Genomic DNA, 24,236 nt, shown 5'->3' on the forward strand with positions numbered 1-24,236 from the left:
TCTTTCATTGTTGTCTCCCGGCAAAGCGATGCCCGCTTCAAATGACCCGACTGGAATACCCCAAATGACAATACGTGTTGAAGAACATATCTGGATTCCCATGAGCGATGGCGTACGCCTTGGTGCTCGCCTTTGGCTGCCGGAGGGCGCGGAACAATCGCCGGTTCCCGCCATTCTCGAGTATATTCCCTATCGCAAGCGAGACGGAACCCGCGGGCGCGACGAGCCGATGCACGGCTATTTTGCCAGCCAGGGATATGCCGCAATTCGCGTGGACATGCGCGGCACCGGCGAATCCGATGGCCACATGGCAGACGAATATCTGAAGCAGGAACAGGACGACGCACTCGAGGTGATCGACTGGATTTCCCGCCAGCCGTGGTGCACCGGCAATGTCGGCATGATGGGCAAGAGCTGGGGCGGCTTCAACGGCCTGCAGGTCGCCGCCCGCCGTCCGCCGGCACTGAAAGCCGTTATCACCGCCTATTCGACGGACAACCGTTATACCGACGACATTCACTACATGGGCGGCCTGCTGCTGAACGACAATCTGTGGTGGGGCACCATCATGCTTGCTTATCAGAGCCGTCCGCTTGATCCGGAGATCGTCGGTGACACGTGGCGCGACAGCTGGATCGAGCGCCTGGAGAAGCTCCCCTTCTTTCCCGCCCTCTGGCTGGAACACCAACGTTACGACGATTACTGGAAACACGGCTCGGTCTGCGAAGACTGGAGCGCAATTGAATGCCCGGTCCTTGCCATCGGCGCATGGGCGGACAGCTATACCAATGCCGTCCCGCGGCTTCTGGAGAACCTTCAGGTCCCGCGTCGCGGCATCATCGGTCCGTGGGGCCATATCTACCCCCAAGATGGTGTTCCCGGTCCCGCAATTGGCTTCCTGCAGGAAGCAACGCGCTGGTGGGACCATTGGCTGAAAGGCAAGGACACCGGCGTCATGGACGAGCCGATGCTGCGCGCCTTCGTCAGCGACACGATCGAACCGACCGGTACGCGCACGACGACGCAAGGCCGCTGGGTGGGTGAAGCAACATGGCCTTCGCCCGAAATTGCAACCCGCTCACTTTACCCCGGTGCAGCGAAGGAACTGCGCGATACGGCAAGCGAACCGGCAATTCTCAGCATTCGTTCGCCGCAAAGCCACGGCAAGGCGGGCGGGGAATGGATGGCGACCGGATGTCCCGGTGAACATCCAACCGATCAGCGGCTCGACAACGGTGGCGCGCTCGTTTTCGAAACCGCCTTGATGGAAGAGGATTTCGATATTCTCGGTGCGCCGGTAGCGCGTCTGCGTATTGCCGCAGATTGCCCTGTCGCGCAGATTTCACTGCGCCTCAACGACGTCCTGCCGGATGGCCGTGTCACACGTGTCAGTTATCAGGTTTTCAACCTGACCCACCGCGATAGCCACGAAAATCCGGAAGCATTGGAACCCGGCAAATTTTACGATGTCACAATCAAGCTCAATGATTGCGGTTATCGTTTTGCCAAAGGGCACCGGCTGCAACTCGCCATCGCCACGGCCTACTGGCCGATGGTATGGACATCGCCTTACGATGCGACGATCAGCATTTCCGTTGCAGAAAGCGCGCTTGACCTGCCCGTGCGTGCCACCTGTGACGACAAGCCTGTGCGTTTCGAGGCCCCTGCCCACGGCCCATCGACACCCATGACGCAGGTCGATCCCGGCACGGTCCGCCGCTGGACCGAACAGGACCATGAGACGGGTATCAACACCTATGTCACGGAAGGCGTGGGCGGCTTGTTCGGCGAGGGCGTGTTGCGGTTTGACGACATCGACACCGAACTCAGCCATAGCCTGCGGCGTGAATTGACCATTCGCGACGGAGATCCCCTCTCCGCGAAATACGTCCTCACCCAGACATATGAAATTGGCCGCGATGGGTGGCGCATCAAGATCGATAGCCGCACCGAGATGCACTCCGACAGGGAGAATTTCTACCTGACCGGAGAACTTTCGGCACTCGAAAATGGCAGCCTCGTCAAAACCCGGAAGTGGGATGAGCGCTACAAACGCGACCTCATCTGATGTTGCATGGCCCCTGCAGCTATTTGCGGGGGCCTAAAACATGCCATTGTCTCGGTACCGTATCTGTCAGCTTTCCTGTTTAGGAGCGATCAATGTCACGGTTGGGAAACAGGATCGATATCGGCCTACGTCTCGTGTCAGAAGCGGGAGACCTTGAACTGCGGCATGAGCCCCAACAAAAGAGTCTGGCAAAACGTCTGTGCGGGATCCGCCTGCACGGCGATACTGCGTGAAGACCTTCCCGCTAAAAACAATGCGGAGCGAGTAAAAGGGATGGCCAAGCACAACTTTTTGTCGAGACGCAAAAATTAGAAAAACTAATAGTTGACGCAACCGTGCAAGCACGCTATAACGAACCATCGAATTTGCTTGCTTAGCTTTGCTTGTTGCGCGATTGGCACCGCGTTCTGAACGAACCTTTCCTTTCAAAATCGCTATCAATGTTCGCAGCGCTTCTCAGTGCTGTGGGTCCTCTATCGCTATGAAAGGGTTCATCATGACCACTGGCACAGTTAAATGGTTTAATTCCACTAAAGGCTTCGGCTTCATTCAGCCTGACAACGGCGGCACAGATGCCTTCGTTCATATCTCCGCTGTTGAGCGGGCTGGTATGCGCGAACTCGTCGAAGGCCAGAAGATCGGCTTCGACCTGGAACGCGACAACAAGTCCGGCAAAATGTCGGCCTGCAATCTGCAGGCTGCCTAACGGGTTTTGCTTCCCTTTGACCACGGATGTACTGGCACTGCCGGAAGCACCCCGAACCAATCAAGGCCAGGCAAATTGCCTGGCCTTTTGTTTTCCGCTCGCATGTCGAGCCTTACCACCGGAACACCCATGACAGAAAAATACAGTATCTCGCGCCAGAAGGCCGAGGTTGCCTTCAGCAACATCCAGACGCCGTTCTTCGCAAAGGACAAAGCGCTCGACGAGCTTGATTCGATCACGCAGTCCCGCGACGCCAAGACTTTGCGGCTGCGGGAAGCACGTCTTGCAAAGGAACAGTCTGATCGCATTTCTGCGACATCCGCTCTTCTTGCCAAGCGTGCCCGTGCACGATGATGGTTTTGACGGCATCGTCAGAACAGGTGCCTGAAGCCAATTCGTATCGGACGGCTTCCTGACCACCCCGGTATATACAGACGCCGGGCCTTGAGCTGTTGCATGCCTGTCAACTCCCTGGCAAGCTTACGTTCCAGCTGCCCAAGCGCGGCGCCAGTTATATTAAATCACTAAATTAGAAGTATATTTAAAAACCGAAGCTATCGGCGTTTACGTCTCGCTCCAGGTCATCGTGTAACGCGTTCCCTTGGCCTGTTCCGGGTGCGTATGCGTTTGCTCGACGCGAGCACCAATGTTCTGAGCCATTGCCATAATCAGCTTTGTTCCGAGGCCAGTACCACGCGGAGATGCGTCGGGCTTTGAACCGACACCATCGTCTTCGACAACGAGAACAAATTGCCGATTTTCTTCCGAAAGTTCGACGCGAACCGTGCCGGATTGATCTGGATAAGCGTATTTCAGCGCGTTGGTCAGCAGCTCGGTGATGATGACACCCAGAGCTACGGCATGGTCTGCCTTGAGGCTGATGTCACAAAGCGATGTTTCGACGGTAATGGACGAAGATCCGGGAACCGCCTGAAACAACCCATCGATGATCGACGTCAGGTACGAATTGAGCGATACCAGACCTATATTGTCGGTATTGTAAAGGCTGCGGTGAACGCCGGCGATCGCCGAAATCCTGCTTTGGGTTTCCAGCAAGGCGACTTCGGCTTCCTCAGACTTGATGGTGTTTATCTGCAGGCGAATCATGGCGGATACCAGCGAGAGGCTGTTGGCGACCCGATGGTTCATCTCCTTCACCATCATTTCCGCATGTTCCTTGGCCTTTACCAGCAACCGGTCGGATTCCTCCTTCGTCTGACGCAGACGATGGTTTTCCAGCGACTGATCGATAGCCGTAAGCAACAGCGGGAAAAAGTCGTCACCGACATTCTTTATGACGTAGTCGGCGGCACCCGCCTTGAGGGCGTCGATCGCGATCTGGGCTTCGTTCGATCCCGTTACATAAAGAACGGGAACCCGCCCCGGCAAGGACTGAATCGCGGCAAGGAACTCCATTCCCGTCGATGTCTGGAAGTAATGGTCCAGAACGACGATATCGAACTGCTCGTCTTGAAACATCTTGAGCCCGGACGCCACGGATGCGGCATGGACCACCTCCATTCCGTGACGACCAAGGATCCGGCTGGAAAGCCGCGCCAGAGCCGGATCATCATCAACATACAAAACGCGCAATGCCATCATGCCTTCAAGGTACTTGAATTACGGAGAAGAACAGGCCGAGGTTCTTTATCGCACTCGCAAAGCCTTCGTAGTCGACCGGCTTGGTTATATAGACATTTGCACCAAGGTCATAACATTTCTGAATCTCGGTTTCGTCATCCGTCGTCGTCAAAACGACCACCGGCAAACGGCGCGTATATTCGTTACTCTTGATCTCCTCGAGAATTCGGATACCCGACATATCAGGGAGGTTAAGATCGAGCAAAACAAGAAGATATCGATCTTTGCTGACAACGCCATCGCGGTTTTCACCGAGGATGTAGTCGAGTGCCTTTGCACCGAGCGTAAAGGGCATGATCTCGTTATTCACACCTGCGCGACGTACGTTCTTCTCGATCAGCCGAGCATGACCTTCGTCATCCTCGATCATAATGATCGTTACCTCTTGACCGGTTGCCTTCATTTTTCGCCTTCTTTCGTCACTTTTCTGAGATCGCTCGGCAGCAGCAATGTAAATGTACTGCCTTTGCCAAGTTCGGAACTCACCTTAATGTCTCCTCCTAAACTTCTTATTAGCGACCGAACATGGGCAAGGCCGATGCCTTCCCCCGGTTGATCCTGATCACCGGCGCGGCGAAAGAGTTCGAACACCCGTTCCAGATCATGCTCGCCAATGCCACGCCCGTTGTCGCTGACTTCGATGCTGATGGCACCCCGCCCGGACGGATAAGCACGGGCAGTCAATCGCAGCGGTCGTCCCGGCATCTGGTATTTCACCGCATTGTCGAAAAGATTGCCAAGGATTTGGTCGAGAGAGATACGATCCGTCACGACTGTCAGCTTTGATGTCTCGACACTGATCTCGCCGCCATTGGCATTGATCTGGTGACGAACCGTCTCGGAGAGCGATGACAGCAATGTCTCTATGTCGACTTTTTCCGGCTGCAGCTTTCGCTGACCATCGCGCGATATCTTCAAGATCGCATTGATCAGCTGGTCCATCTTGCGTGTCGAAGAGCGGATGAAACTGATCGCCTCGGGAAGATCCTCCTCGACAGCCAGTCTGGCATCCCGAACCACGTCGTCGGAAGGCATTTTGCCGTCTGCGAGCACATAGGCGGTGACCGGCTTCAGGGACGTATCGAATTCGGAGAGGAACCCCATGATATTGACGAGCGGCGCACGCAAATCATGCGTGACGATATAGGCGAAGCGCTGAATTTCCTGATTGGCGCTGCGAAGATCACGGGTTCTTTCCTCAACCCGCTCCTCCAGATGGCGATTTAGCTCGTCAACATCTTCCCGAGACCGGTTCAACGCACGGATATATGTGAAAACCAGAAAAATTGAACCGCCGACAACAAGCAGGATCGCCAGCGTGCCGCCGAGCGTTACCCATTGCAATGTATTGGCGGCGCCAAGTTGGTCTCCGACGATGATGCGGAGCCGGTCGTCGGTCTGCGATTGCAGCTTCGACAAGATCGCCCTGATTTCGTTCATGAACCGTTTGCCGTCATTCTCACGGACGACTTCGACTGCCTCGGTGATGCGTCCTGCCTTTTGCAGATCGATGGTTTCCTGGGTTTCAGCCAGCTTGTTGGCGACGGCATTACCGAGATCCGTCAGATCCTGCTCGTATTGCTTCTGGTCCTTCAGCACTTCGAGAAGTCTGGACTGCCTCTGCGGCAACAGGCTCAAGGCCTCCTGATAAGGGCCCAGATACTCGATGTTGTTGGTCAGCAGATAACCCCTCTGCCCCGTTTCAATGTCCTGCATCGACGTCAGGATATCGAGAATGGCTGCCCGCACACGGCGCAACTCGGCTGTTTCTTGCGAGTACCGGTTGTTCACCTGCACTAGCCACAGCGAAGTGGCGACCATTCCGGTCAATATTGCAACACCCACAGCGAGCATAAACAGGCTTCGCTGAGCAAAAGGCGAAAAACTAATCACAGTTGTAAATTCCCGGCATGCACCTCATTCGCGCGCAAACTAGAATATGCGGCGCATTGAATCGAACGTTTTATTTTCGATTCATATGGGAACCACTTTTGACGACGCGCGTTAAGCTAGGCTGTAAAAATTATTCCGCTCAGAAAAGCGGATAGCTGTGCGAAACTTCACGGTTTTTCAATCCGGAATGCCAGAATTGCCTTAAACAACCTGAACCAGATGGCCCGGGGAAACGGTTTTATAGTTTCGCGTCGGCGTTTGAAATCCCATCGGCCGTATCGGGCTTTTCAGTTCATCGTTGGATATGCCGCGCTTTATTCCGCGTCGCGCCGGATCGGGTACCGGCACTGCCGCCATGAGTTTCTTCGTGTAGGCATGTTGCGGATTGTCGAAAACAGCAGCGCGCGGACCGATCTCCACAATCTCACCGAGATACATCACCGCGACGCGATGGCTGACACGCTCCACCACCGCCATATCGTGGGAGATGAAGAGGAAGGCGAGATTGAGGCTCTGTTGCAGGTCGAGGAGCAGGTTGCAGACCTGCGCCTTGATCGAAACATCGAGAGCCGACACGCTTTCGTCGGCAACAATGACCTTCGGATCGAGGGCAAGCGCACGGGCAATCGCGATGCGCTGGCGCTGGCCGCCGGAAAATTCGTGAGGATAGCGGCTCGCCATGTCGGCGGTTAGACCAACCTTTTCGAGGAGATCGGCAGTCTTTTCCTTCGCCTGCTTCGTGGTGCCCAGTTTGTGCTTGATGAAGGGTTCGGAAATCGCCGTACCCACCGTCATGCGCGGATTGAGCGACGAAAACGGATCCTGAAAGATCATCTGTACGGACTTACGCATATTGCGCAGGCCGACTGTATCGAGCCGCATCACATCGTAACCATCGAGCGAAACCTCGCCGGCCGTCGGTTCGACAAGACGCATGATCGAGCGGCCGGTCGTCGACTTTCCGCAACCGGACTCGCCGACCAGTGCAAGCGTCTCCCCCTGAAACAGATCGAAGGAGACGTTTTCGACCGCGTGAACCGCACCCGTCTGCCGGGCCAAAAGGCCGGAGCGGATGGGAAACCGCGTCACGAGGTTCTTGACCGACAGGACAGGTGTCTGTCCGCTCGCAACCGTTTCGGCCACTTCTACCGGCTCGGTCGACAGGCCGGTTTTCATGTCGAGGACCGGAAAGCGCGTCGGCCACTGCCGGTCGCGCATCGAGCCGAGCTTCGGCACCGCCGAAAGCAGCGCCCGCGTATAGGGATGCTTGCCGCGCTGGAATATATCCCCGGTAGGTCCGGTCTCGACCTCATCGCCCCGGAACATCACAATGGTGCGGTCGGCGATCTCCGCCACGACGCCCATATCATGAGTAATGAAGAGGACCGACATGCCCTCCTCTTCCTGAAGCAGTTTGATCAGATCGAGAATCTGGCCCTGAATGGTGACGTCGAGCGCGGTCGTCGGTTCATCGGCGATCAGCAGTTTCGGCCGGGAAGCGAGCGCCATTGCGATCATCACGCGCTGGCGCATGCCACCGGAAAACTGATGCGGATACTCGTCAAAGCGACCGGCCGCGTTGGGAATACGAACCTTTTCGAGAAGCCGGACCGTCTCCGCCCTTGCCTGCTGCTTCGAAAAGCCCTTGTGCCGGATGAGGACCTCGGAAATCTGGCGGCCGATCGTGAAGATCGGATTGAGCGACGTCATAGGCTCCTGAAATATCATCGAGACGTCGTTGCCCCGCACGCCCCGCATTTCCTTCTCGGAAAGCGCCAGAAGATTGCGCCCGTTCAAGAGAACTTCACCCTCAATCCGGCTGAAAGCGGGGCTAAGCAGGCGCATGATGGACAGCGAGGTGACGGACTTTCCCGAACCGGACTCGCCGACAATCGCGACGGTTTCGCCCGGAGCAACATCGAAGGAGACGTTTCGGACGACGCTCTTCCAAGCATCATCGACTAGAAAAGAAGTGGTCAGGTTTCTAACGGAGAGAACAGGTGTCGTATTCATGATGTCATCGTCCCACAGCATAGGCCTGCATCAGTCGCGGGGTTGCGGCGGCCCGCAGCAGGCCATCGGCATCCCGCTTTGCGGCAGTCAGGCGGCCCACCGACCACGCATCGGCAACGGTGACCTTGTGTCCGCGGCGGCGAAGCTCCTGCAGCGTGATATCACCCACGGTGCTTTCCACCATGATCTCGCCCGGCGAACTGGTGCGCGGATAAAACGAGCCCGGAAAATGCGAGGTATGGAACAGCGGCATGTCGATGGCCGCCTGCAGGTTCTTGCCGTGATGTGCATAACGCAGGAAGAAGGGCAGCTGCCACTGATCCTGCTGATCGCCGCCCGGAGTACCGAACACCATGGAAGGGCGTCCCTGATGCAGCGCAAGCGAGGGTGTCAACGTGGTGCGCGGGCGTTTTCCAGGTGCAAGCGAGGTCGGCAGGCCTTCCTTCAACCAGAACATTTGGGCGCGGGAATTGAGCGCAAAGCCCAATCCCGGAACAATTGGCGATGATTGCAGCCAGCCGCCGGACGGCGTGGTTGAGACCATGTTGCCCCAGCGGTCTATGACATCGATATGCACGGTATCGCCGCGTTTTTCGGTAAGATGCGACATGGTGGGCTCGTAGACGGTGCCCTTGCCGCTCATTTCGGCGAGCATGGCCATGGTGGCGTCCACCTGCTTCTCGTAACCCGGCACGATGCCGGGACGCAGATCGAGCGATGCCTCGCTGCCGATCAGTTTACGACGCCCGGCATTGTAGCTTTCAGAGAGAAGATATTCCGTCGGAATCTGGCCGAAATCAGGATCGCCGTAATAGACCTCACGGTCGGCAAAGGCGAGCTTCATGGCCTCAACGATGGTGTGGATGAAATCGGGGCCGGACGGGTCCATGGCCGCAAGATCGAAGCCTTTCAACAGGGCGAGCGACTGCAACAAAACCGGTCCCTGCCCCCAGGCAGGCGTCTTTGCAATCGTCCAGTCATGATAATCAAGCGTCTGCGGAGCTTCGATGGTCGCGCTCCAGTCCGCCATATCCTGCGCCGTCAGCACGCCCTTGTGCTTGGTGCCGCTTGCATCCATGACTTCAGCGGTCTTGACGTAAGTGTCGATCGCTTCCGCTACGAAACCCCGATAGAAAGCGTCGCGTGCGGCCTCAATCTGGTTTTCGCGACCCGAACGCGCTTCGGATTCAGTGACGATCCGCTTGTAGGTTTCCGCAAGTACAGGATTCCTGAAAAGGGCGTGGGGCTCGGGTGCGGCACCACCCGGCAGCCAGGTCTCGTAGGATGTCGGCCATTCCTTCTCGAAGAATTCCGCCAGCCCCTTGATGGTGGCGGAAACGCGCGGCAGGGTCGGATGTCCGTATTCGGCATAATAGATGGCTGGTTCCAGCACCTCGCGCACGCTCATCGTGCCATAGTCGCGCAGCATCAGCATCCAGCCATCGAAGGCTCCGGGAATGACGGTTGCAAGCAGACCATCGCCGGGGATCAGCTTAAGCCCCTCCGAGGTATAGTGCTCGATGGAGGCGCCACTCGGAGCAGGCCCCTGCGCGCAGATGACTTCGACCTTGTCCTTCTTCTTTGAATAAAAGACGGCAGGCATGTCGCCGCCGGGGCCACAGAGATGCGGTTCGACGATCTGCAGCACGAAGCCGGTGGCAACCGCTGCGTCGAAGGCGTTACCTCCCTTTTCGAGGATTGCCATGCCCACGGCCGATGCGATCCAGTGCGTCGAGGTGACGACGCCGAATGTGCCAAGGATCTCGGGGCGTGTGGTAAATTCGGTCATTCAGTCAGTTCCTTATGAGAAATCATGCTTCGCGCGGATCGAGCGCATCACGCAGGCCATCGCCCAGGAGATTGAAGCCTATGACGACGAGGAAAATTGCAATGCCGGGCCACATCGTCATCCACGGCGCCTGGCTCAGAAAGTTCTTCGCGGTGTTCAGCATGGAACCCCACGACGGCGCCGGTGCCTGCTGGCCAAGGCCGAGGAAGGACAGGCTCGCTTCCGCAATGATGGCCGTCGCAACCGTCAAGGTCGCCTGCACGATGATGGGAGCAAAGACATTTGGCAGGATGTATCGTGTCATGATGTCGAAGTGGTTGAGGCCAATCGACCTTGCCCCCTCGACATAATCTTCCATCTTGACCGCCAGCACCTGACCACGGGTCAACCGAACGAAAATCGGCATGGCGGAAAGCCCGATGGCGATCATCGCGTTGGTAAGGCTCGGGCCGAGGAAGGCCGCAAGGGCAATAGCCATGATGAGGAACGGCATAGCCAGCAGCGCTTCGGTGATGCGCGAGATGACCATATCCACCCAGCCACCGAAATAACCGGCGATCAACCCGAAGGGCACGCCGATCACCACCGCGATCATGACGGAGACAACACCGGCCATCAGCGAGGCCCGCGCGCCATAAATCATGCGCGAAAGGATATCACGGCCAAGATCGTCGGTGCCGAGCCAGTGGGCGGCGGACGGCGCCTTGCGGATGGCCGACCAGCTGGTCGCAATAGGGTCAGCAATCGGCAGGATCGGTGCTGCAACGGCAAGTACCGTGAAGAAAAGCACGATAATCAGACCGGCCAGCGCCGATTTGTTGCGCTTCATTTTCTTCCAGGCGCGGCTTTCTTGCCGCGGCACCGGTACGGACAGGTTTTGATCGAGAGCGGTCATGATATCAGGCCTCAGATCGTCGCCCTGAGGCGAGGGTTAAGCAGGACATAGGCAATGTCCGCCAGCAGGTTCATGAGGATGAAGCCGACCGCGGTGCAGAGCACGATGCCCTGGACGACGGCGTAATCGCGGGTGAAGACCGCATCGACGGTCATCTTGCCGAAGCCGGGAATGGTGAATATCTGCTCCGTCAGAACCGCACCGGCCAGCAACTCACCGAAAAGCAGTGCCAACAGTGTGATGACGGGCAGAAGCGCGTTGCGAAAACTGTGCGACAGGATGATCTCGCGCGGCGAAAGCCCCTTGGCGCGGGCGGTGCGGATATAGTCTGAACTCAAAACCGCAACCATTGCCGAACGCGTGTGGCGCATCAACGTTGCCGCAAGCGCATTGCCGAGCACGAAGGCGGGCATGATCATCGTCTCGATGGAGCGAACGGGGTCGACGAATATCGATTCATATCCGGATGCCGGCAGCCAGCCGAGCTTCACTGAAACCAGCAGGATCAGCATGATGCCGAGCCAAAAATTCGGGATCGACAGGCCGGAAAGCGCCACGATATTGGCGGTGTAGTCGATCCATGTGTTTTTCTTGACGGCGGCCAGAATGCCGATCGGGATACCGATGACCATCGCAAAGAACATCGCCATCACAGCCAGCTGGATGGTGACCGGCAGCTTCTGGCCGATCAGTTCCAGCACCGGCTGGTTGGTCCTCAGCGAAATACCGAAATCGCCGGTCACCACGCCGCCCAGCCAGTTGATGTACTGGAGCGGTACCGGGTCGTTCAGGCGATACTTCTCCCGCAGGAATTCAATCGTCGCCGGATCACGCTCCTCACCCGCCATGGCGAGAACCGGATCACCCGGCAACAGTTTCTGCAGCGAGAAGACGAAGATGGAGATGATCAAAAGCGTCGGGATCGCGACCAGCAGTCGCTTGCCGATATAGACAGGCATGGCATTGCCCCCGTTCGTGCACGTTCTGGAGGGCCGCACGGCAAGCCGTGCGGCGGATTTGAAGCGCTTAGTCCTTGCTGACGCCGAGAAGGCGGATCATGCCATCAGGCGAAGGCTCCCAGCCCTTGACCTTCTTGGAAATGGCATAGGCATAGGGCTGGTGGCCGAGATAGATGATCGGCATGTCGTCGTTTAGGATGACGCTTGCCGCATCGTATTTTTCCTTGCGGACCGCATCTTCAGTCGAGGCGCGTGCTTCGTTCAGCAGCTTGTCGACTTCAGGATTACAATATTTCACATCGTTGATGCCGCCCTTGCAGGTGACGAACTGGTGAAGATTGCCATCGGGATCGATACGACCAGACCAGTCGGAACGGCTGAGCTGATAGTTGCCGGCGGTCTGTTCGGAAAGAAGCGTCGCAAATTCGGTGGCCTTCAGCGTCACGTTGAAGCCAGCCTCCGCCACCATGGACTGGATCACCTGCATCATCTGCGTCTGCGTGGTGTTGTTGGCGTGCTGAAGTTCGATATCGAGCTTCTCGTAGCCAGCCTCCTTCATCAATTGCTTGGCCTTGTCGATGTCGCGGGGCGGCACCGGCAGGTTCTGGTTGAACCATGGGCTTGTCGGCGGGAATGACTGATTGCCGGCCTTGGACGTACCCTCAAACACGATCTGGCCGATCGCTTCGCGGTCAATCGCATAAGAGAAGGCCTGACGCAGGCGCTTGTCCTTGCCGAGCGGATTGTCAGCGCGCGCGCCGTTGTTGATGTTGACATACATGGCCATGTAGCCCGGACCGATCACGTCCGCATAGGTCAATTTGGGGTCATTCTTGACGGATTCCGCATCGGACGCCGAGATACGTTCGGCAATGTCGAGATCGCCAGAGCGGAGGTTTGCAAGCTTCACAGTGGTATCGGGAATTGGCAGGTAGACGATCTTGTCGACCTTGATCTTGTCCTTGTCCCAATAATCCGCGAATTTTTCGAGGACGATACGGTCCTGCTGGATGCGCTCGACGAATTTGAACGGTCCGGCGCAAACCGGCTTGGAGCCGAAATTCGCGCCCAGCTCCTTGGCGGCCTTCGGCGCGACGATCATGCCCGCGCGATCTGAAAGCTGGGCAAGCAGCGTGACATCGGGCGTCTTCAGCGTGAACTTGACTTCCAGCGGCCCGGTGGCCTCAACCTTTTCAACCGAGGACAACTCGCTCTTACGGCGGGATTCCGGAAGGGTCATGTTGCGCTCGATGGTGGCGACGACGGCGGCCGCATCCAGCGTCTCGCCGTCGTGGAACTTCACGCCGTCGCGAATTTTCATCGTCAGCACCTTGCCACCCTCGGACCAGGCCCATTCGGTGGCAAGCTGGGGAACGATCTTCATGTCCTGCGAGATATCCACCAGCTTGTCGCACATGGAGGTGTAGACGATACGGCCGACGAAGGTGCGCGATTGCGCGGGATCAAGCACGTCCGCGTCATCGTTGAGGCCGATGCGCAATTCGGAAGCCATGGCTGGTGCGGTCAGAAACGCGCTTGCCAATAGCGCCGCAGTCAGTGTGTAGATTTTCTTCATGTTCGATCCTCTGGTCTGGTTTTCTTTGACTTTTGTCATTGGCCAGCCCCGAAGGACCGGCGGGTTTTCGTCCGCGGCCTATGAGGCCGGAGTAAGCGGATTGTCGGCTTCGTTGATGCTCTTCGCCGCACGGTCTTCCGCAGCGCTCTCCTCCTGAAACCCGAGCGAAGTGGCGCGGATCAATCGTTCCTGATGCATGAGAAGGTGCTGGCGCATCGCCTCTCCGGCACGCGCCGGATCGCGATCGGCAATGGCATCGACGATGGCGACATGCTGTTCGAAAGACGCCTTGCCATTCGTGCCACTGCGCCGGGCGAGTTCGCGTATCGACTGCCAGGCATCGTCCTGGCGAATACGGTTCACGACATCGAAGATCGACAGGAACAGTTTGTTGCCAGCACTCTGGGCTATCTGGCGGTGGAGCGAGCCGTCCCACAATTCCTTGGCATCGGCATCCGTGCTTTCGCCGGTCTTCTTGACGAGCGCGCGCATGCGCTCTACCTCGGCGGGCTTGGCGCGCATGGCTGCAAGCTGCGCCAGTTGCGGTTCGATGCGCAGGCGGACTTCCATGATTTCCATGATATCGGTGCTGGCGACCATTTCGGTAACCTGGGTGGACCAATCGTCCGGCTTTTCACCCACAAAGGTTCCGGCCCCCTGGCGACGCCAGATAAGACCCTCGGCCTCCAGAACCTCCAGAGCACGGCGGATTGACCGGCGGCCGACATTGAAGGTCTCGGCAAATGCCCGCTCCGTCGGCAGGCGGCCGTCATTCGCGAGAGTCTTCGTCTGAATATACTCGCGAAGCTTTGCCAGAGCGTAGTTTGAATTGTCGTTAGGGTTTGTCGCCAAGCCGCACCATTTGCGTGAACCAATCGAACATTGGTTCATTTGGTGAGAAATTTCGGCAGACGTCAAGCCCAATTTTGAGCCTTGATCACAAGCGCTCAAAATATGGGCATACGCCGATTTTCAGGGACGGAAATGCATGCTTTCAGGGCAAGGAAGACAATGTCGGCGAGCAAATGAAATACGACCGAAATGCCACCGTTGTCCTGTACGCGTTTACGCCAGCATTGACATCATTCGGAGCTTTTGAGTCCGTTCAAAATCTCGTAAGCCACGGCAACACGATCCTCATTGGGATAGTTTTTATTGGCCAGAATGACGATACCGAGTTTTTGCTCCGGTATGAACGCCACATAGGCGCCGAAACCGTTGGTGGAGCCGGTCTTGTTGATGAAGACATCGCCACGCGGTTTCATCGGCGGCGAAATTTCCGATACCGGCACCGTCTTGAGCAAGGCGCCGGAGTTCGTTTCGATCAGTGTTTTCAGCGCGGCTGGGTAGGCATATTGCTCCCAGATCATATCCTGCGTCATCGCGCCAACGCTGAAATATCCCGTATGAGTGTTGGCGATCGCCTGCTGGAGTTTTCCGTCCAGCTTTTCCAGCCCCATATTCGCATTGACGAAACGGATCATGTCGGTTGCCGTCGATCTGACCCCGTAAGCCTCCGATGAGAGGATGGCTGGCGTCATGCGGGCCGGTTCGCCGGTTCTCTTATAACCCTGCGCATAATCGACCATCTTTGCCTTGGGCACCATGGTGAAGGTGCTCTTCAATCCAAGCGCCGGAAACAGTACGTCCTGCATAGCGCTGTCATAGCTTTGGCCCATGGCCTTTGCGGTGACGTATCCGAGCATTCCGATGCTGGGATTGGCGTAGGTTCTGTGCGTTCCCGCCTTGTATGCAGGCTTCCAGGCCTTGAGATAGGCCAAAAGCTGCGGCTCCGTCTTGACATTGTCCGGCACCTGCAACGGAAAGCCGCCGGCGGTGTGGGTGCCAAGATGCATCAGCGTGACATCGCCAAACGGTTTGCCCTTCATGGAGGGAAGATAGTCTTCGACCTTGCCTGATAGTGACAGTTTGCCCTGCGTCTCCGCATAGGTACTGAGCGTGACCGTGAATGTCTTGCTGATGGAACCCAGCTCGAAAAGCGTCTGCGGGGTAACCGGCTGGCCCGTAGTTTTGGACATGAGACCGTAGGTGAAGACGTGATTTTCGCCATCGACACTGATGCCAACGGCCAGACCCGGAATACCGTTCTTCTCCATCACCGGCTTGATCGCTGCATCCGTTATCGCTTTCAGCCTGGCATCATCAGCGGCAAAAGTCTGCGTGAACAGGCTCGTCGAGATCAATGTGGCCAACGCAATATGTCTGCGATTAAGTTTCATCTTTCGTGTTCTCCAAAACCTCAAGTGGATTTTCGGCGCCTGCGCCGTCCCCAGCGAAAGACGTTTAACCGCCCTACATTGCACGAACAAATCATGATATCTCGGACGAGGCATAACAAAATCTAGGTCTTGAATGGTTCGGCAATTTCTTCCACTGAACGGCTTGAGGGCATTTGAGGCATCAGCGCGGCACCTCAGTTTCACCCGCGCGGCCATAGAACTCTGCGTGACGCAGGCGGCTGTGAGCCAACAGGTGAAGGGCCTCGAAAAACGACTGGGGGTTTCCCTTTTTCAACGGCTTCCAAGAGGCCTGAAAATCACCGCGGAAGGCGAAGCCCTGCTACCGACGGTCACCAGCTCTTTCGATCAGATGGCGATCACGCTCGACAGGATCGAAGCCGGTCAGGTGCGCGAACTGCTGTTTCTGGGCGTCGTGGGAACCTTTGCCGTGGGCTGGCTGCTGCCGCGGCTGAGGGAATTTCAAAAGCGGCACCCGTTCATCGACGTGCGCGTTTCCACCAACAACAACCGCGTGGACATGGCCGCCGAAGGCCTGGATTTCGCCATTCGATTCGGTCAGGGCTCCTGGCATGGCACGGATGCATTCCGGCTTTTCGAGGCGCCCCTTTCGCCTCTCTGTACGCCGAAACTGGCGGAGACACTGAAATCCCCCGCTGATCTCGCGGACGCCACGCTGTTGCGCAGCTACAGGTCTGACGAATGGGCCACGTGGTTTGCAGCGGCTGGCGTAACACCGGTGGCGCAGGTGAATGCCGGCATCGTTTTCGATACCTCGCTCGGCATGATGGAGGCCGCATTGCAAGGGCTCGGCGTGGCGCTCGCCCCGCCATCGATGTTCTCGCGGCATCTGGCATCCGGGACTATCGTCCAGCCCTTCCCCGTCACCATATCGCTCGGCAGCTACTGGCTGACGAGGCTGCAATCAAAGACGCCGACACCAGCCATGCAGGCCTTCTCGGACTGGATGTTTACCAATATCGGTCCTGCGCAAGACGGCCTATGACAGGGCGAGCAGAACGCCACCAATCGCGCAGATGACCACCACGATCCATGGCGGCGTCTTCCACACCGTCAACAGGATGAAACCCGTCAGCGCAAGTGCAAAATCCTTCGGCATGAATATGGCGCTTGTCCACACCGGATCATAAAGCGCGGCCCCGAGAATGCCAACGACGGCGGCATTTGCGCCGCGCATGGCAGCCTGCGCCAGAAGGTGCTTGCGAAACCCCTCCCAGAAGGGCAGCGCACCGACGAGCAGTAGCATGCCCGGCAGAAAGATCGCGACAAGCGCAATGACTGCTCCCGCAATACCGTTCGGCTGCGGCCCCACCACAGCGCCGAGGTAGGCCGCGAAGGTGAACAGCGGGCCGGGAACGGCCTGGGTTGCACCGTAACCGGCGATAAACGCATCTTCAGTCACCCAGCCCGAGGAAATCACTGCCGATTGGAGCAACGGCAGCACCACATGGCCGCCACCAAAGACAAGGGCGCCGGCACGATAGAACGCATCGAACAATGAGAGGCCTTGCGAGCCGGCCATCGCCGCGAAGACCGGCAGGAAGGCCAGCAGGAGCGCGAAAGTGGCAAGCGCAATGTATCCGACACTTTTCGGCACCCGAAATGCGAGATGGGAAGCTTGACGCGCGGCCTCGGTGCGGCAGAAGAAAAGCCCCGCAATGGCACCCAAGGCAAGCGCCAGAATCTGGCCAAAAGCCCCCGCGACAAACACGACGCAGATGATGCCGACGAGCGCGATGCTGGCACGCTGTCTATCTGGGGCAAGGCTCTTTGCCATGCCCCAGACGGCCTGCGCCACCACGGCGACCGCAACGATCTTGAGGCCATGCAACAGGCCGGTACCGACCGGCCCTTCTATCGACGCGGCGACCATGGCGAAGAGAAGCAGGAGGATAGCGGACGGCAGGGTGAAGGCCGTCCAGGCCGCCAGCGCACCGAGCGGCCCTGCCCGCAGCAACCCAAGGGCAAAACCGACCTGGCTAGAGGCCGGCCCCGGCAAGAACTGGCAGAGCGCCACGAGATCGGCATAACCCGCCTCATCGATCCATTTGCGCCGCACGACCAGCTCATCGCGAAAATAACCGAGATGGGCGATGGGACCGCCGAAGGAGGTGACCCCGAGCTTCAGGAACGCCGTAAAAACTTCGCCGGGCGTGCCGCTTCGAGGGGTGGCCGCTTCAGTGCGGATGGTTTGCGTTGACGACTTCACGAAAAAGCTCCCTGAGCGTGCAACGGCTGTTCGTCTACACAATGTCCGTATCAAAAACGATATCGATATCAGACACTATTATGACAGGGATATGAAGAGGCGGAAGCGCATCCTCGATGAACGGGATCGTTCGACGCGCTCCATATCTTCGTTTTTACGTCATTTCGAGCCTCAGACGATCAGTCCCTTCATGGGCCGGATGGCCTCCGAACCGGGAAAGACCGCCTTGTCGAGCATGGCAGCGCTTGCGCCGAGATGATCGACCGCGAGACCCTTGATGATCGCGCGAATATCCGTCGTGGGCGCAAGGTCCCGCCCATCCCGCAACTGCGCGAGCTTGAGGCCGGGCCAATCGGCGATGACACGCCCGCCACGGATGCTGCCGCCGGCGAGAAAGGCCGTTGTTGCCGTTCCGTGGTCAGTTCCTTCCGTACCGTTGATACGGGCGGTGCGGCCAAATTCCGTGGCGACTAATATGGCCGTATCCTTCCAGACCGGCCCCAGCTCCTGCTCGAAGGCGGCAAGCGCATTGTCCAGCCCGCTCAACAATTTTGAAAGACGCTCGACCTCATGGGCATGGGTGTCCCAACCCTCGAAAGCCAGCGCCGCAACGCGTGGCCCTTCCGGGTGCGCAATCAGCCGTGCGGCACCCCGCGCCATCTGCTCCATGCCAACGGGATCACCCGGACCCCCGCGCGCCTTGATATCGACGCCGGAGGCGATCCTGCCGGTTTCGATGCCCTCGGCAAGCAATGCCGCCAGCATCGGGTCCGTCTGGCCGTAGAGATCGGCAAGGCGCGGGGCGAGATCGCCATCGGCGGGCTTGAGAACGGATGGCGCCCATCCCAATATCGGTGCCTTGCCGCGAATGACAAGCGGAGCGCTGGCGCCAATGGCAAGGCCGCTCACCCGCTGCCCGGCCGCAGCTGGATTGATGGTTTCACCCGCCGGCAGCTGTTCGAGCAGACGGTTCAGCCAACCCGTCTCGACATGGCCGGGGGTTGGAAAACCAGATTCCAGCACATCCTGGCCATCAAAATGCGAACGGTCACGATAACCGGTGGCGCTGGCGTGGACCACCGCTGCCTCGCCCTTCCGGTACAGCCGCTGGAAATTGCGAAGGGATGGATGGAGCGCAAAGAAACCATCGAGCGCGAGGGCTGGATTGTCGCCTTCAGTGCGCATGGCGATCTGTTGCCTTAGCGCCTCATAGTCGGGGTCGCCGACGGGCGGCACGGCGGTCAGCCCGTCGAGCGCGCCGCGCAGGATGATGGTGACGAAACGTGGGTCACGCCCGCCGGCAGCAAAAGCAAAGCGCGGCATGAAGGCCCAGGCAAAAAGCGCGCCGCCTGTGCCAAGAAGAGCGCGGCGGGTTGGAGAAAGATGTTCACACAGCATGGTCAACGCCTCTGGAATTCGGGGGAAAGGAAAGCAATCGTCAGTCCCTGCGGTTTGCTCTCAGCCCGCTGCACGGCCTTTTTCGTCTCCTCGGACAAAAGTGGCCCCAGCCGGTCTGCGACGAAGTCGCGCGGATCGATTGAACCCGCAGCCTGATGGGCGAACAGACTGGCGGCATCGATACGCGTTGCCAGGCCCTCGGAAGAACCCCAGCTATCGGTGACATCGGCAAAACCGTTCGGTCCGGAGGGGTTCCACAGCGGCTGACCCAACGCGTTGAGCACGGAAATTACCTGCTCGGGTTTTGGCACTATTCCACTCGCCCTGATGACGGTCGTCACGAAATCTAACGGGGGTCTGAGCTTGGTCAGCGCCGAACTCCAAGACTGTTCAGCCTCGATAAGCGCCATATAGGTGGCGGAAAGATCGCCGTGGCTCTTGGTGTAGGCGGCAGCAAGTTTCGCCACCAGGTCCGGTGGTGGATGGTCGCTGACGAAATGCCGTACCAGCTTGTAAGCGAGATGGCTGGCCGTCGCCGGATGATGCGCGAGATCTCGCAGCGCCCGCCGCCCCTGCTCTACCCCCGCTTCACCATAGGTGATGCCCATCACGGCATGGTCGCCGGGTTCATGGTTGTTGGCGTTGAAGGAAAATCGGCCAAGCGGACCCGGACGCTTCTCATCGCGATAGACGCTCCAGCCGGTGATGATGCGGGCAAGTGCTGTAACATCGGCCTGACTATAGCCGCCATCCACCCCAAGCGTATGCAGTTCCATGATTTCGCGCGCGAGGTTTTCGTTGAGCCCGCGCTTGCCGTTCCTGTTGGCCTGCGAATTCGGTCCGATCGATTGCTGATTGTCGAGAAAATACAGCATGGCGGGGTGGGTCTCGACTGCGACCAGCATATCCTCGAAATTGCCGAAGACATGCGGACGGATCGCCTCACGCTCGAAAGCGCCGGCGAGAATGTGCACATCACCGCCCTTGCCGGTGGCAACCGCGAAGTGGTTGGCCCAGAACATTGCCAACCGCTCGCCAAAACCGATCAGCGGCTGGCGTATTGTGCCGTTGAAGCGGGCGTCCGCCTCCGCAAGCAGTATCTGCTGGGGAAAATAGGGGCGCTTGGTGGCCGGCGCGTCCGGCTTCTTGTCCTGTGGAGCACTGGCAGGCGGCACCATGCCCGCATTGTCCATAGCGTTTGCGGCAATTGCCATTGCCGGCGATGGTGGGCTCATGGCCCCTGCGGTCGCACCCGCGGCGCCGGTGGTGGCCGCGACGGCAAGGACAGCAGGTTTTTCACGCTCGGCCTTGATCTCCCTGTTATACGCCATCAGCGATATCAGAAGATCGGCGCTGGAATGAAGCTGTGCGCCGACAGGAATTGGTGTGGCGCTTTCGGTAATTTCCAGCCGCAACAGATCGCGCGGGTCGTCTTTGATCGCCTGGATATCGCCTTCACGCGCGCCGAGGCCGAAACGCCACAGACAGAGTGCTGCATCCAATTCCCTGGAATTTGACATGGCCGATACGAACTCCGTTTCGTTATCGACCATTCAACGGGCGCCAGGGCCAAAATCCGTCGCTGTTGAAATGTGATTATTTCGTGGCCGGTTTCGGCGCCTCACGGGCGAGCAAGCCTTCCGCCAGCCGGCGCCGCGCCTCCAGCGACAATGTGCGGGCGAACTCCACGGCCTGCATCTCGGTTGCGGCGCGGACCTCATATTCCGCCTTGCGGGCACGCTCAAGCGCTGCGGACAATGCCTCCGGGTCAAGCGTTTCTGCCCCCATCAGGGACGCCGCCTCGATACGCGCCTGGCGCGCCTCGGCGGAGGTTTCCCGCATGGTCCTGCGTGCATCGCTAAGGCTGCGCCGGAAGGCCTCCCTTTCGGTCTTTGGCAATTGTTCGCCCGCAAGCGGCATGCGGGCAGCGGCAGCGGCCGGGTCGTTCCGCAGATAAACGAACCCTGCCCCGGCAAGCGCGCAGACAAGAAATGTATTCGCGACGAGAAGGACAACGACTATCCAGCGGAAATTCTGATCGCTCATTTCGTCTCCTCGGTCATTTCGTTTTCGGTTTGCAGGTTTCCGAACGCGGTCAACGTATCGCCCAATGTCAGGGCGGGCGGTGGCGTGAGGTTGATGACGGCAACCGCTCCCGTCAGCGCGCCCGCAAGGCTGATGCCGATCATGCTCGCACCCAGCCCGTACCGGACGATCCATCTGCGTCTGGTGGTCTGCGCCTTTGCCTGCGCCATGATCTTCGCGTTGAGCATGGCCGAAGGGTCGCGAAGACGATATGCCGACAGCGTAAAATCGAGAGGCGCCGCCTGCGCAATCAGGCGCCTGCCATCTGCCGTCTCCGCATAAGCCATGGCCTCCGGCCGCCGGTCTTCCGGCCAGCGTTGTGGATCGGCACCATAGGCCGCCACAAGATCGGAAAAAACCTTGTTATCCATGAGCGTCTTCTTCGCCCCGTTCATTGGTCGCCCTCATTCAAAATCGCATGGAGTGCCCGGCGGCCACGCGCCAGAAGGCTTTCCAGTGCGTCCACACTGACATGCATGACATCAGCCGCCTCGCGGTTCGACATCTCCTGATAATAGACCAGAACGATCGCCTCCCTTTGTCGCGCGGGTATGGCCTGCAAGGCGCGCGCCACGGCACCGCTCTCGTCACCATCATATGGCAGGCCGGCATCTGGCAGCACACTGCCGTCAATCTGTTCGGGCGGCTCAGCAACCGATATTTCCCGGCGCTTTCGCAACCGGTCGTAACAGAGGTTCAGCGCCACCCGGTGGATCCATGTGTCGAATTTCGCACGCCCCTGCCGCCACGTGCCTGCATGTTTCCATATGCGCAGGAAGGTCTCCTGCGCGATGTCTTCCGCCTCTGCCGGATCACCCAGCATACGCGTGGCAAGCGCCATGATCCTCGGCAGTTTGGCCGTCACCAGGGCCTGCATCGCGCGGACATCTCCCGCAGCGACATCCGCCACCAAATCTGCATCCGGATCGCTTACCATGTATCGGGCTTTGTCTCCGTACTGTCCTGTCGGACACGGGCGAAATCCATGCGGAATGACGGCGGCTTCAGTGAGGATGTCCCGCACCTTGCCACTTTAACGCAGACCCGCGCAAAATCCGTCGCCGATTTCTGGGAAATATTCGCGTGCATTTTACGGCAGACCGCGGCACCGCCAGAACACATTGGAACGGCTGTTTCAACCGTCCACAGACACCCCGGCAAGCCTGTCCGGCCCGAACGCTTCAAGCAATCCGCGATAGGGCTTGGCGAGTGGCGTGGCATAGGCGCCGCGCTTGGCGGTCGAAAGCCCCATCGATACCAGCGATTCTGCCTGTTTCACCGCCGCAGCGACTCCATCGATAACAGGCACGCCGAATTCGCTGCGCAACTCGGCGGTGAGATCCGCCATACCGGCACAGCCAAGCACGATCGCTTCGGCGCGATCTTGACGCAGGGCCAGTGAAATCTCTTCCCGCAGCCTCTCCCTGGCATTTGATGCCGGATCTTCCAGCGACAGGACGGGAATATCGGCGGCACGCACATTGCAGCGGGCAGACATGCCATAACGGTGAACGAGATGTTCGAGCGGCAGCCGCGAACGCTCCATCGTCGTAACGATCGTAAACCTCTGCGCGATGAATGCCGTGGCTGAAACCGCCGCTTCGCAAATCCCAATTACGGGTATGTCGGCGAGCGCGCGGGCCGCATCGAGCCCGGTGTCGTCGAAACAGGCGATGACGGCTGCCCTGGCACCAAGCGTCGGCGCCTTGGCAAGCTCGAGCAGCAGGCCGGGTACCGCGAAAACCTCATCGTAATATCCTTCGATGGAGACAGGCCCCATGGAAGAGGTCACTGCGAGGATTTCCGTATCGCAACTGGCCGCCCGCGTCGCCGCGTCGGCGATCGTCGCCGTCATGGATTGCGTCGTATTCGGATTAATGACGAGGATGCGCATGTTCTGTTTTTTCATCAACGCGAATGGCGACGGTTCAGAGTGACGATCAGGCCAAGCGTGGCCGCAATAACCAGAAAGGAGAAAAGGGTCGTGACGGCTCCGAGCGCGTAAAGCACCGGCGTCGTGACGTTGGTGGTCATGCCATAGATTTCCAGCGGCAAGGTGTTGTAGGTGCCTGACGTCATCAGCGTACGGGCAAATTCGTCATAGGAAAGCGTAAAGCCGAACAGGCCGACGCCTATCAGGCTCGGTGCAATCATCGGCAGCACCACATGGGCAAAGGTCTGCCAGGCGGATGCCCCGAGATCGCGGGCGGCTTCTTCATAGGATGGAGAAAAGCGGTTGAAAACCGCCAGCATGATGAGCACGCCGAATGGCAGCGTCCAGGTCAGATGCGCGCCAAATGCTGATGTATACCATGAAGGTTCCAGCCCAAGCTGTTGGAAAAGAACGCCGATACCGAGTGATATGATGATCGATGGCACCACGAGGCTTGCGACGGAAAGATAGAATAGCGGCGTCGCGCCGATGAATTTGCGCCGGAAAGCGAGACCCGCCAAAAGCGAGACGAGCACCGTGACGACCATGACCATGACGCCAAGCCCGAAGGAACGGCGGAACGAGCCGCCAAAATCGCCGACCGCCTGCTGTTCGAAAAGATTGCCGAACCAGTGCAGCGAAACGCCGTTGAGTGGAAAGGTCAGTCCGCCATTCGGCCCCTGAAAGGCAAGGATGAGGATAGCCGACAGCGGGCCGTAGAGGAACAGCACGAAGAGCAGAAAAAAGAAGGCGAGGACATAGAATTCACGGCCGCGTTTTTCCGAATGCATG

General features: G+C 58.6%; 22 protein-coding genes and 1 pseudogene. 4 read left to right on the forward strand and 19 right to left on the reverse strand.

Annotation, left to right across the window (positions count from 1 at the left end; translation table 11 throughout):
* Positions 1-64 precede the first annotated feature (64 nt).
* Positions 65-2,068 carry a CocE/NonD family hydrolase gene (locus G6L97_RS14480; protein WP_111789110.1) on the forward strand — a complete coding sequence of 668 codons (2,004 nt, stop codon included), beginning with the start codon at positions 65-67 and terminating at the stop codon, positions 2,066-2,068.
* Between the two features lie 66 nt (positions 2,069-2,134).
* On the opposite strand, the pseudogene G6L97_RS14485 reads toward G6L97_RS14480, so the two are convergent.
* A pseudogene (locus G6L97_RS14485) lies at positions 2,135-2,340 on the reverse strand (type II toxin-antitoxin system VapC family toxin); the annotation flags it as partial.
* Between the two features lie 224 nt (positions 2,341-2,564).
* Between G6L97_RS14485 and G6L97_RS14490 the strand changes: the two are divergent.
* Together G6L97_RS14490 and G6L97_RS14495 are read left to right on the forward strand one after the other, a co-directional pair.
* The gene (locus G6L97_RS14490) at positions 2,565-2,774 is read left to right on the forward strand and encodes a cold-shock protein (protein ID WP_003517737.1); all 210 of its coding nucleotides are present in this window, start codon (positions 2,565-2,567) and stop codon (positions 2,772-2,774) included.
* A gap of 129 nt (positions 2,775-2,903) precedes the next feature.
* Positions 2,904-3,128, forward strand: coding sequence for a hypothetical protein (locus tag G6L97_RS14495; RefSeq protein ID WP_003517740.1), 225 nt, complete (start codon positions 2,904-2,906; stop codon positions 3,126-3,128).
* 210 nt (positions 3,129-3,338) lie between these two features.
* On the opposite strand, the gene G6L97_RS14500 is transcribed toward G6L97_RS14495, so the two are convergent.
* From G6L97_RS14500 to ampC, 10 genes are all read right to left on the reverse strand, one after another.
* The gene (locus G6L97_RS14500) at positions 3,339-4,376 is read right to left on the reverse strand and encodes a sensor histidine kinase (protein ID WP_038493696.1); all 1,038 of its coding nucleotides are present in this window, start codon (positions 4,374-4,376) and stop codon (positions 3,339-3,341) included.
* Positions 4,377-4,380: 4 nt separating this feature from the next.
* Positions 4,381-4,818 (reverse strand): response regulator, encoded by a 438-nt coding sequence (locus tag G6L97_RS14505; RefSeq protein ID WP_003517744.1) that lies wholly within the window; start codon positions 4,816-4,818, stop codon positions 4,381-4,383.
* Positions 4,815-6,269, reverse strand: a complete 1,455-nt coding sequence (locus G6L97_RS14510) for a sensor histidine kinase (protein ID WP_003517745.1) — start codon at positions 6,267-6,269, stop codon at positions 4,815-4,817. Before G6L97_RS14510 ends, G6L97_RS14505 begins: the two co-directional genes overlap by 4 nt.
* Positions 6,270-6,509: 240 nt before the next feature.
* Positions 6,510-8,321, reverse strand: coding sequence for an ABC transporter ATP-binding protein (locus G6L97_RS14515; protein ID WP_065705520.1), 1,812 nt, complete (start codon positions 8,319-8,321; stop codon positions 6,510-6,512).
* A 4-nt stretch (positions 8,322-8,325) separates the two neighbouring features.
* A complete protein-coding gene (locus tag G6L97_RS14520; protein WP_174003131.1) occupies positions 8,326-10,110 on the reverse strand; it encodes a gamma-glutamyltransferase family protein in 1,785 nt (594 codons plus the stop codon).
* Positions 10,111-10,132: 22 nt separating this feature from the next.
* Positions 10,133-11,005, reverse strand: a complete 873-nt coding sequence (locus tag G6L97_RS14525; protein WP_013761355.1) for an ABC transporter permease — start codon at positions 11,003-11,005, stop codon at positions 10,133-10,135.
* Between the two features lie 11 nt (positions 11,006-11,016).
* Positions 11,017-11,964 carry an ABC transporter permease gene (locus G6L97_RS14530; protein ID WP_003499573.1) on the reverse strand — a complete coding sequence of 316 codons (948 nt, stop codon included), beginning with the start codon at positions 11,962-11,964 and terminating at the stop codon, positions 11,017-11,019.
* A 67-nt stretch (positions 11,965-12,031) separates the two neighbouring features.
* Positions 12,032-13,540 carry an ABC transporter substrate-binding protein gene (locus G6L97_RS14535; RefSeq protein ID WP_112959735.1) on the reverse strand — a complete coding sequence of 503 codons (1,509 nt, stop codon included), beginning with the start codon at positions 13,538-13,540 and terminating at the stop codon, positions 12,032-12,034.
* A gap of 78 nt (positions 13,541-13,618) precedes the next feature.
* On the reverse strand, positions 13,619-14,431 hold the full coding sequence (locus G6L97_RS14540) for a FadR/GntR family transcriptional regulator (RefSeq protein WP_174003134.1): 813 nt from the start codon (positions 14,429-14,431) through the stop codon (positions 13,619-13,621).
* 191 nt (positions 14,432-14,622) lie between these two features.
* On the reverse strand, positions 14,623-15,780 hold the full coding sequence (ampC, locus tag G6L97_RS14545; protein WP_174003137.1) for a class C beta-lactamase: 1,158 nt from the start codon (positions 15,778-15,780) through the stop codon (positions 14,623-14,625).
* A gap of 133 nt (positions 15,781-15,913) precedes the next feature.
* Here ampC and gcvA point away from each other — a divergent pair, with 133 nt between their 5' ends.
* Positions 15,914-16,804: a transcriptional regulator GcvA gene (gcvA, locus tag G6L97_RS14550; protein ID WP_174003140.1), complete on the forward strand. Its 891-nt coding sequence runs from the start codon at positions 15,914-15,916 to the stop codon at positions 16,802-16,804.
* Here the strand turns inward: gcvA and chrA are convergent.
* The 8 genes from chrA to G6L97_RS14590 all read right to left on the reverse strand — a co-directional run bounded on the left by chrA (position 16,799) and on the right by G6L97_RS14590 (position 24,235).
* Complete coding sequence (gene chrA / locus G6L97_RS14555) at positions 16,799-18,028, reverse strand: chromate efflux transporter (RefSeq protein ID WP_174003143.1); 1,230 nt, start codon at positions 18,026-18,028, stop codon at positions 16,799-16,801. The genes gcvA and chrA overlap by 6 nt on opposite strands.
* 171 nt (positions 18,029-18,199) lie before the next feature.
* Positions 18,200-19,426 (reverse strand): DUF1501 domain-containing protein, encoded by a 1,227-nt coding sequence (locus G6L97_RS14560; RefSeq protein WP_019566424.1) that lies wholly within the window; start codon positions 19,424-19,426, stop codon positions 18,200-18,202.
* A 2-nt stretch (positions 19,427-19,428) separates the two neighbouring features.
* Positions 19,429-20,979, reverse strand: a complete 1,551-nt coding sequence (locus tag G6L97_RS14565) for a DUF1800 domain-containing protein (protein ID WP_174003146.1) — start codon at positions 20,977-20,979, stop codon at positions 19,429-19,431.
* A gap of 43 nt (positions 20,980-21,022) precedes the next feature.
* Positions 21,023-21,472, reverse strand: a complete 450-nt coding sequence (locus G6L97_RS14570) for a periplasmic heavy metal sensor (protein ID WP_003517770.1) — start codon at positions 21,470-21,472, stop codon at positions 21,023-21,025.
* A complete protein-coding gene (locus G6L97_RS14575) occupies positions 21,469-21,882 on the reverse strand; it encodes a hypothetical protein (protein WP_236773627.1) in 414 nt (137 codons plus the stop codon). The genes G6L97_RS14570 and G6L97_RS14575 overlap by 4 nt, the downstream gene beginning before the upstream one ends.
* Before the next feature lie 20 nt (positions 21,883-21,902).
* Positions 21,903-22,448 (reverse strand): RNA polymerase sigma factor, encoded by a 546-nt coding sequence (locus tag G6L97_RS14580; RefSeq protein WP_127966351.1) that lies wholly within the window; start codon positions 22,446-22,448, stop codon positions 21,903-21,905.
* Positions 22,449-22,646: 198 nt separating this feature from the next.
* Entirely contained in the window at positions 22,647-23,405 is a 759-nt protein-coding gene (locus tag G6L97_RS14585; protein ID WP_038493729.1) for an aspartate/glutamate racemase family protein, read from the reverse strand.
* A gap of 14 nt (positions 23,406-23,419) precedes the next feature.
* A complete protein-coding gene (locus G6L97_RS14590) occupies positions 23,420-24,235 on the reverse strand; it encodes an ABC transporter permease (RefSeq protein WP_003517782.1) in 816 nt (271 codons plus the stop codon).
* Between the last annotated feature and the right edge of the window lies 1 nt (position 24,236).

This window comes from Agrobacterium tumefaciens, assembly GCF_013318015.2.
Lineage (GTDB): Bacteria > Pseudomonadota > Alphaproteobacteria > Rhizobiales > Rhizobiaceae > Agrobacterium > Agrobacterium tumefaciens.

Bases quoted from the DNA above. Each gene is read 5' to 3' on its own strand.
- G6L97_RS14480 (WP_111789110.1), top strand. From the start codon at position 65: ATGACAATACGTGTTGAAGAACATATCTGGATTCCCATGAGCGATGGC.
- G6L97_RS14490 (WP_003517737.1), top strand. From the start codon at position 2,565: ATGACCACTGGCACAGTTAAATGGTTTAATTCCACTAAAGGCTTCGGC.
- G6L97_RS14495 (WP_003517740.1), top strand. From the start codon at position 2,904: ATGACAGAAAAATACAGTATCTCGCGCCAGAAGGCCGAGGTTGCCTTC.
- G6L97_RS14500 (WP_038493696.1), bottom strand. From the start codon at position 4,376: ATGATGGCATTGCGCGTTTTGTATGTTGATGATGATCCGGCTCTGGCG.
- G6L97_RS14505 (WP_003517744.1), bottom strand. From the start codon at position 4,818: ATGAAGGCAACCGGTCAAGAGGTAACGATCATTATGATCGAGGATGAC.
- G6L97_RS14510 (WP_003517745.1), bottom strand. From the start codon at position 6,269: ATGCTCGCTGTGGGTGTTGCAATATTGACCGGAATGGTCGCCACTTCG.
- G6L97_RS14515 (WP_065705520.1), bottom strand. From the start codon at position 8,321: ATGAATACGACACCTGTTCTCTCCGTTAGAAACCTGACCACTTCTTTT.
- G6L97_RS14520 (WP_174003131.1), bottom strand. From the start codon at position 10,110: ATGACCGAATTTACCACACGCCCCGAGATCCTTGGCACATTCGGCGTC.
- G6L97_RS14525 (WP_013761355.1), bottom strand. From the start codon at position 11,005: ATGACCGCTCTCGATCAAAACCTGTCCGTACCGGTGCCGCGGCAAGAA.
- G6L97_RS14530 (WP_003499573.1), bottom strand. From the start codon at position 11,964: ATGCCTGTCTATATCGGCAAGCGACTGCTGGTCGCGATCCCGACGCTT.
- G6L97_RS14535 (WP_112959735.1), bottom strand. From the start codon at position 13,540: ATGAAGAAAATCTACACACTGACTGCGGCGCTATTGGCAAGCGCGTTT.
- G6L97_RS14540 (WP_174003134.1), bottom strand. From the start codon at position 14,431: ATGAACCAATGTTCGATTGGTTCACGCAAATGGTGCGGCTTGGCGACA.
- ampC (WP_174003137.1), bottom strand. From the start codon at position 15,780: ATGAAACTTAATCGCAGACATATTGCGTTGGCCACATTGATCTCGACG.
- gcvA (WP_174003140.1), top strand. From the start codon at position 15,914: ATGGTTCGGCAATTTCTTCCACTGAACGGCTTGAGGGCATTTGAGGCA.
- G6L97_RS14560 (WP_019566424.1), bottom strand. From the start codon at position 19,426: ATGCTGTGTGAACATCTTTCTCCAACCCGCCGCGCTCTTCTTGGCACA.
- G6L97_RS14565 (WP_174003146.1), bottom strand. From the start codon at position 20,979: ATGGTCGATAACGAAACGGAGTTCGTATCGGCCATGTCAAATTCCAGG.
- G6L97_RS14570 (WP_003517770.1), bottom strand. From the start codon at position 21,472: ATGAGCGATCAGAATTTCCGCTGGATAGTCGTTGTCCTTCTCGTCGCG.
- G6L97_RS14575 (WP_236773627.1), bottom strand. From the start codon at position 21,882: ATGGATAACAAGGTTTTTTCCGATCTTGTGGCGGCCTATGGTGCCGAT.
- G6L97_RS14580 (WP_127966351.1), bottom strand. From the start codon at position 22,448: ATGGTAAGCGATCCGGATGCAGATTTGGTGGCGGATGTCGCTGCGGGA.
- G6L97_RS14585 (WP_038493729.1), bottom strand. From the start codon at position 23,405: ATGCGCATCCTCGTCATTAATCCGAATACGACGCAATCCATGACGGCG.
- G6L97_RS14590 (WP_003517782.1), bottom strand. From the start codon at position 24,235: ATGCATTCGGAAAAACGCGGCCGTGAATTCTATGTCCTCGCCTTCTTT.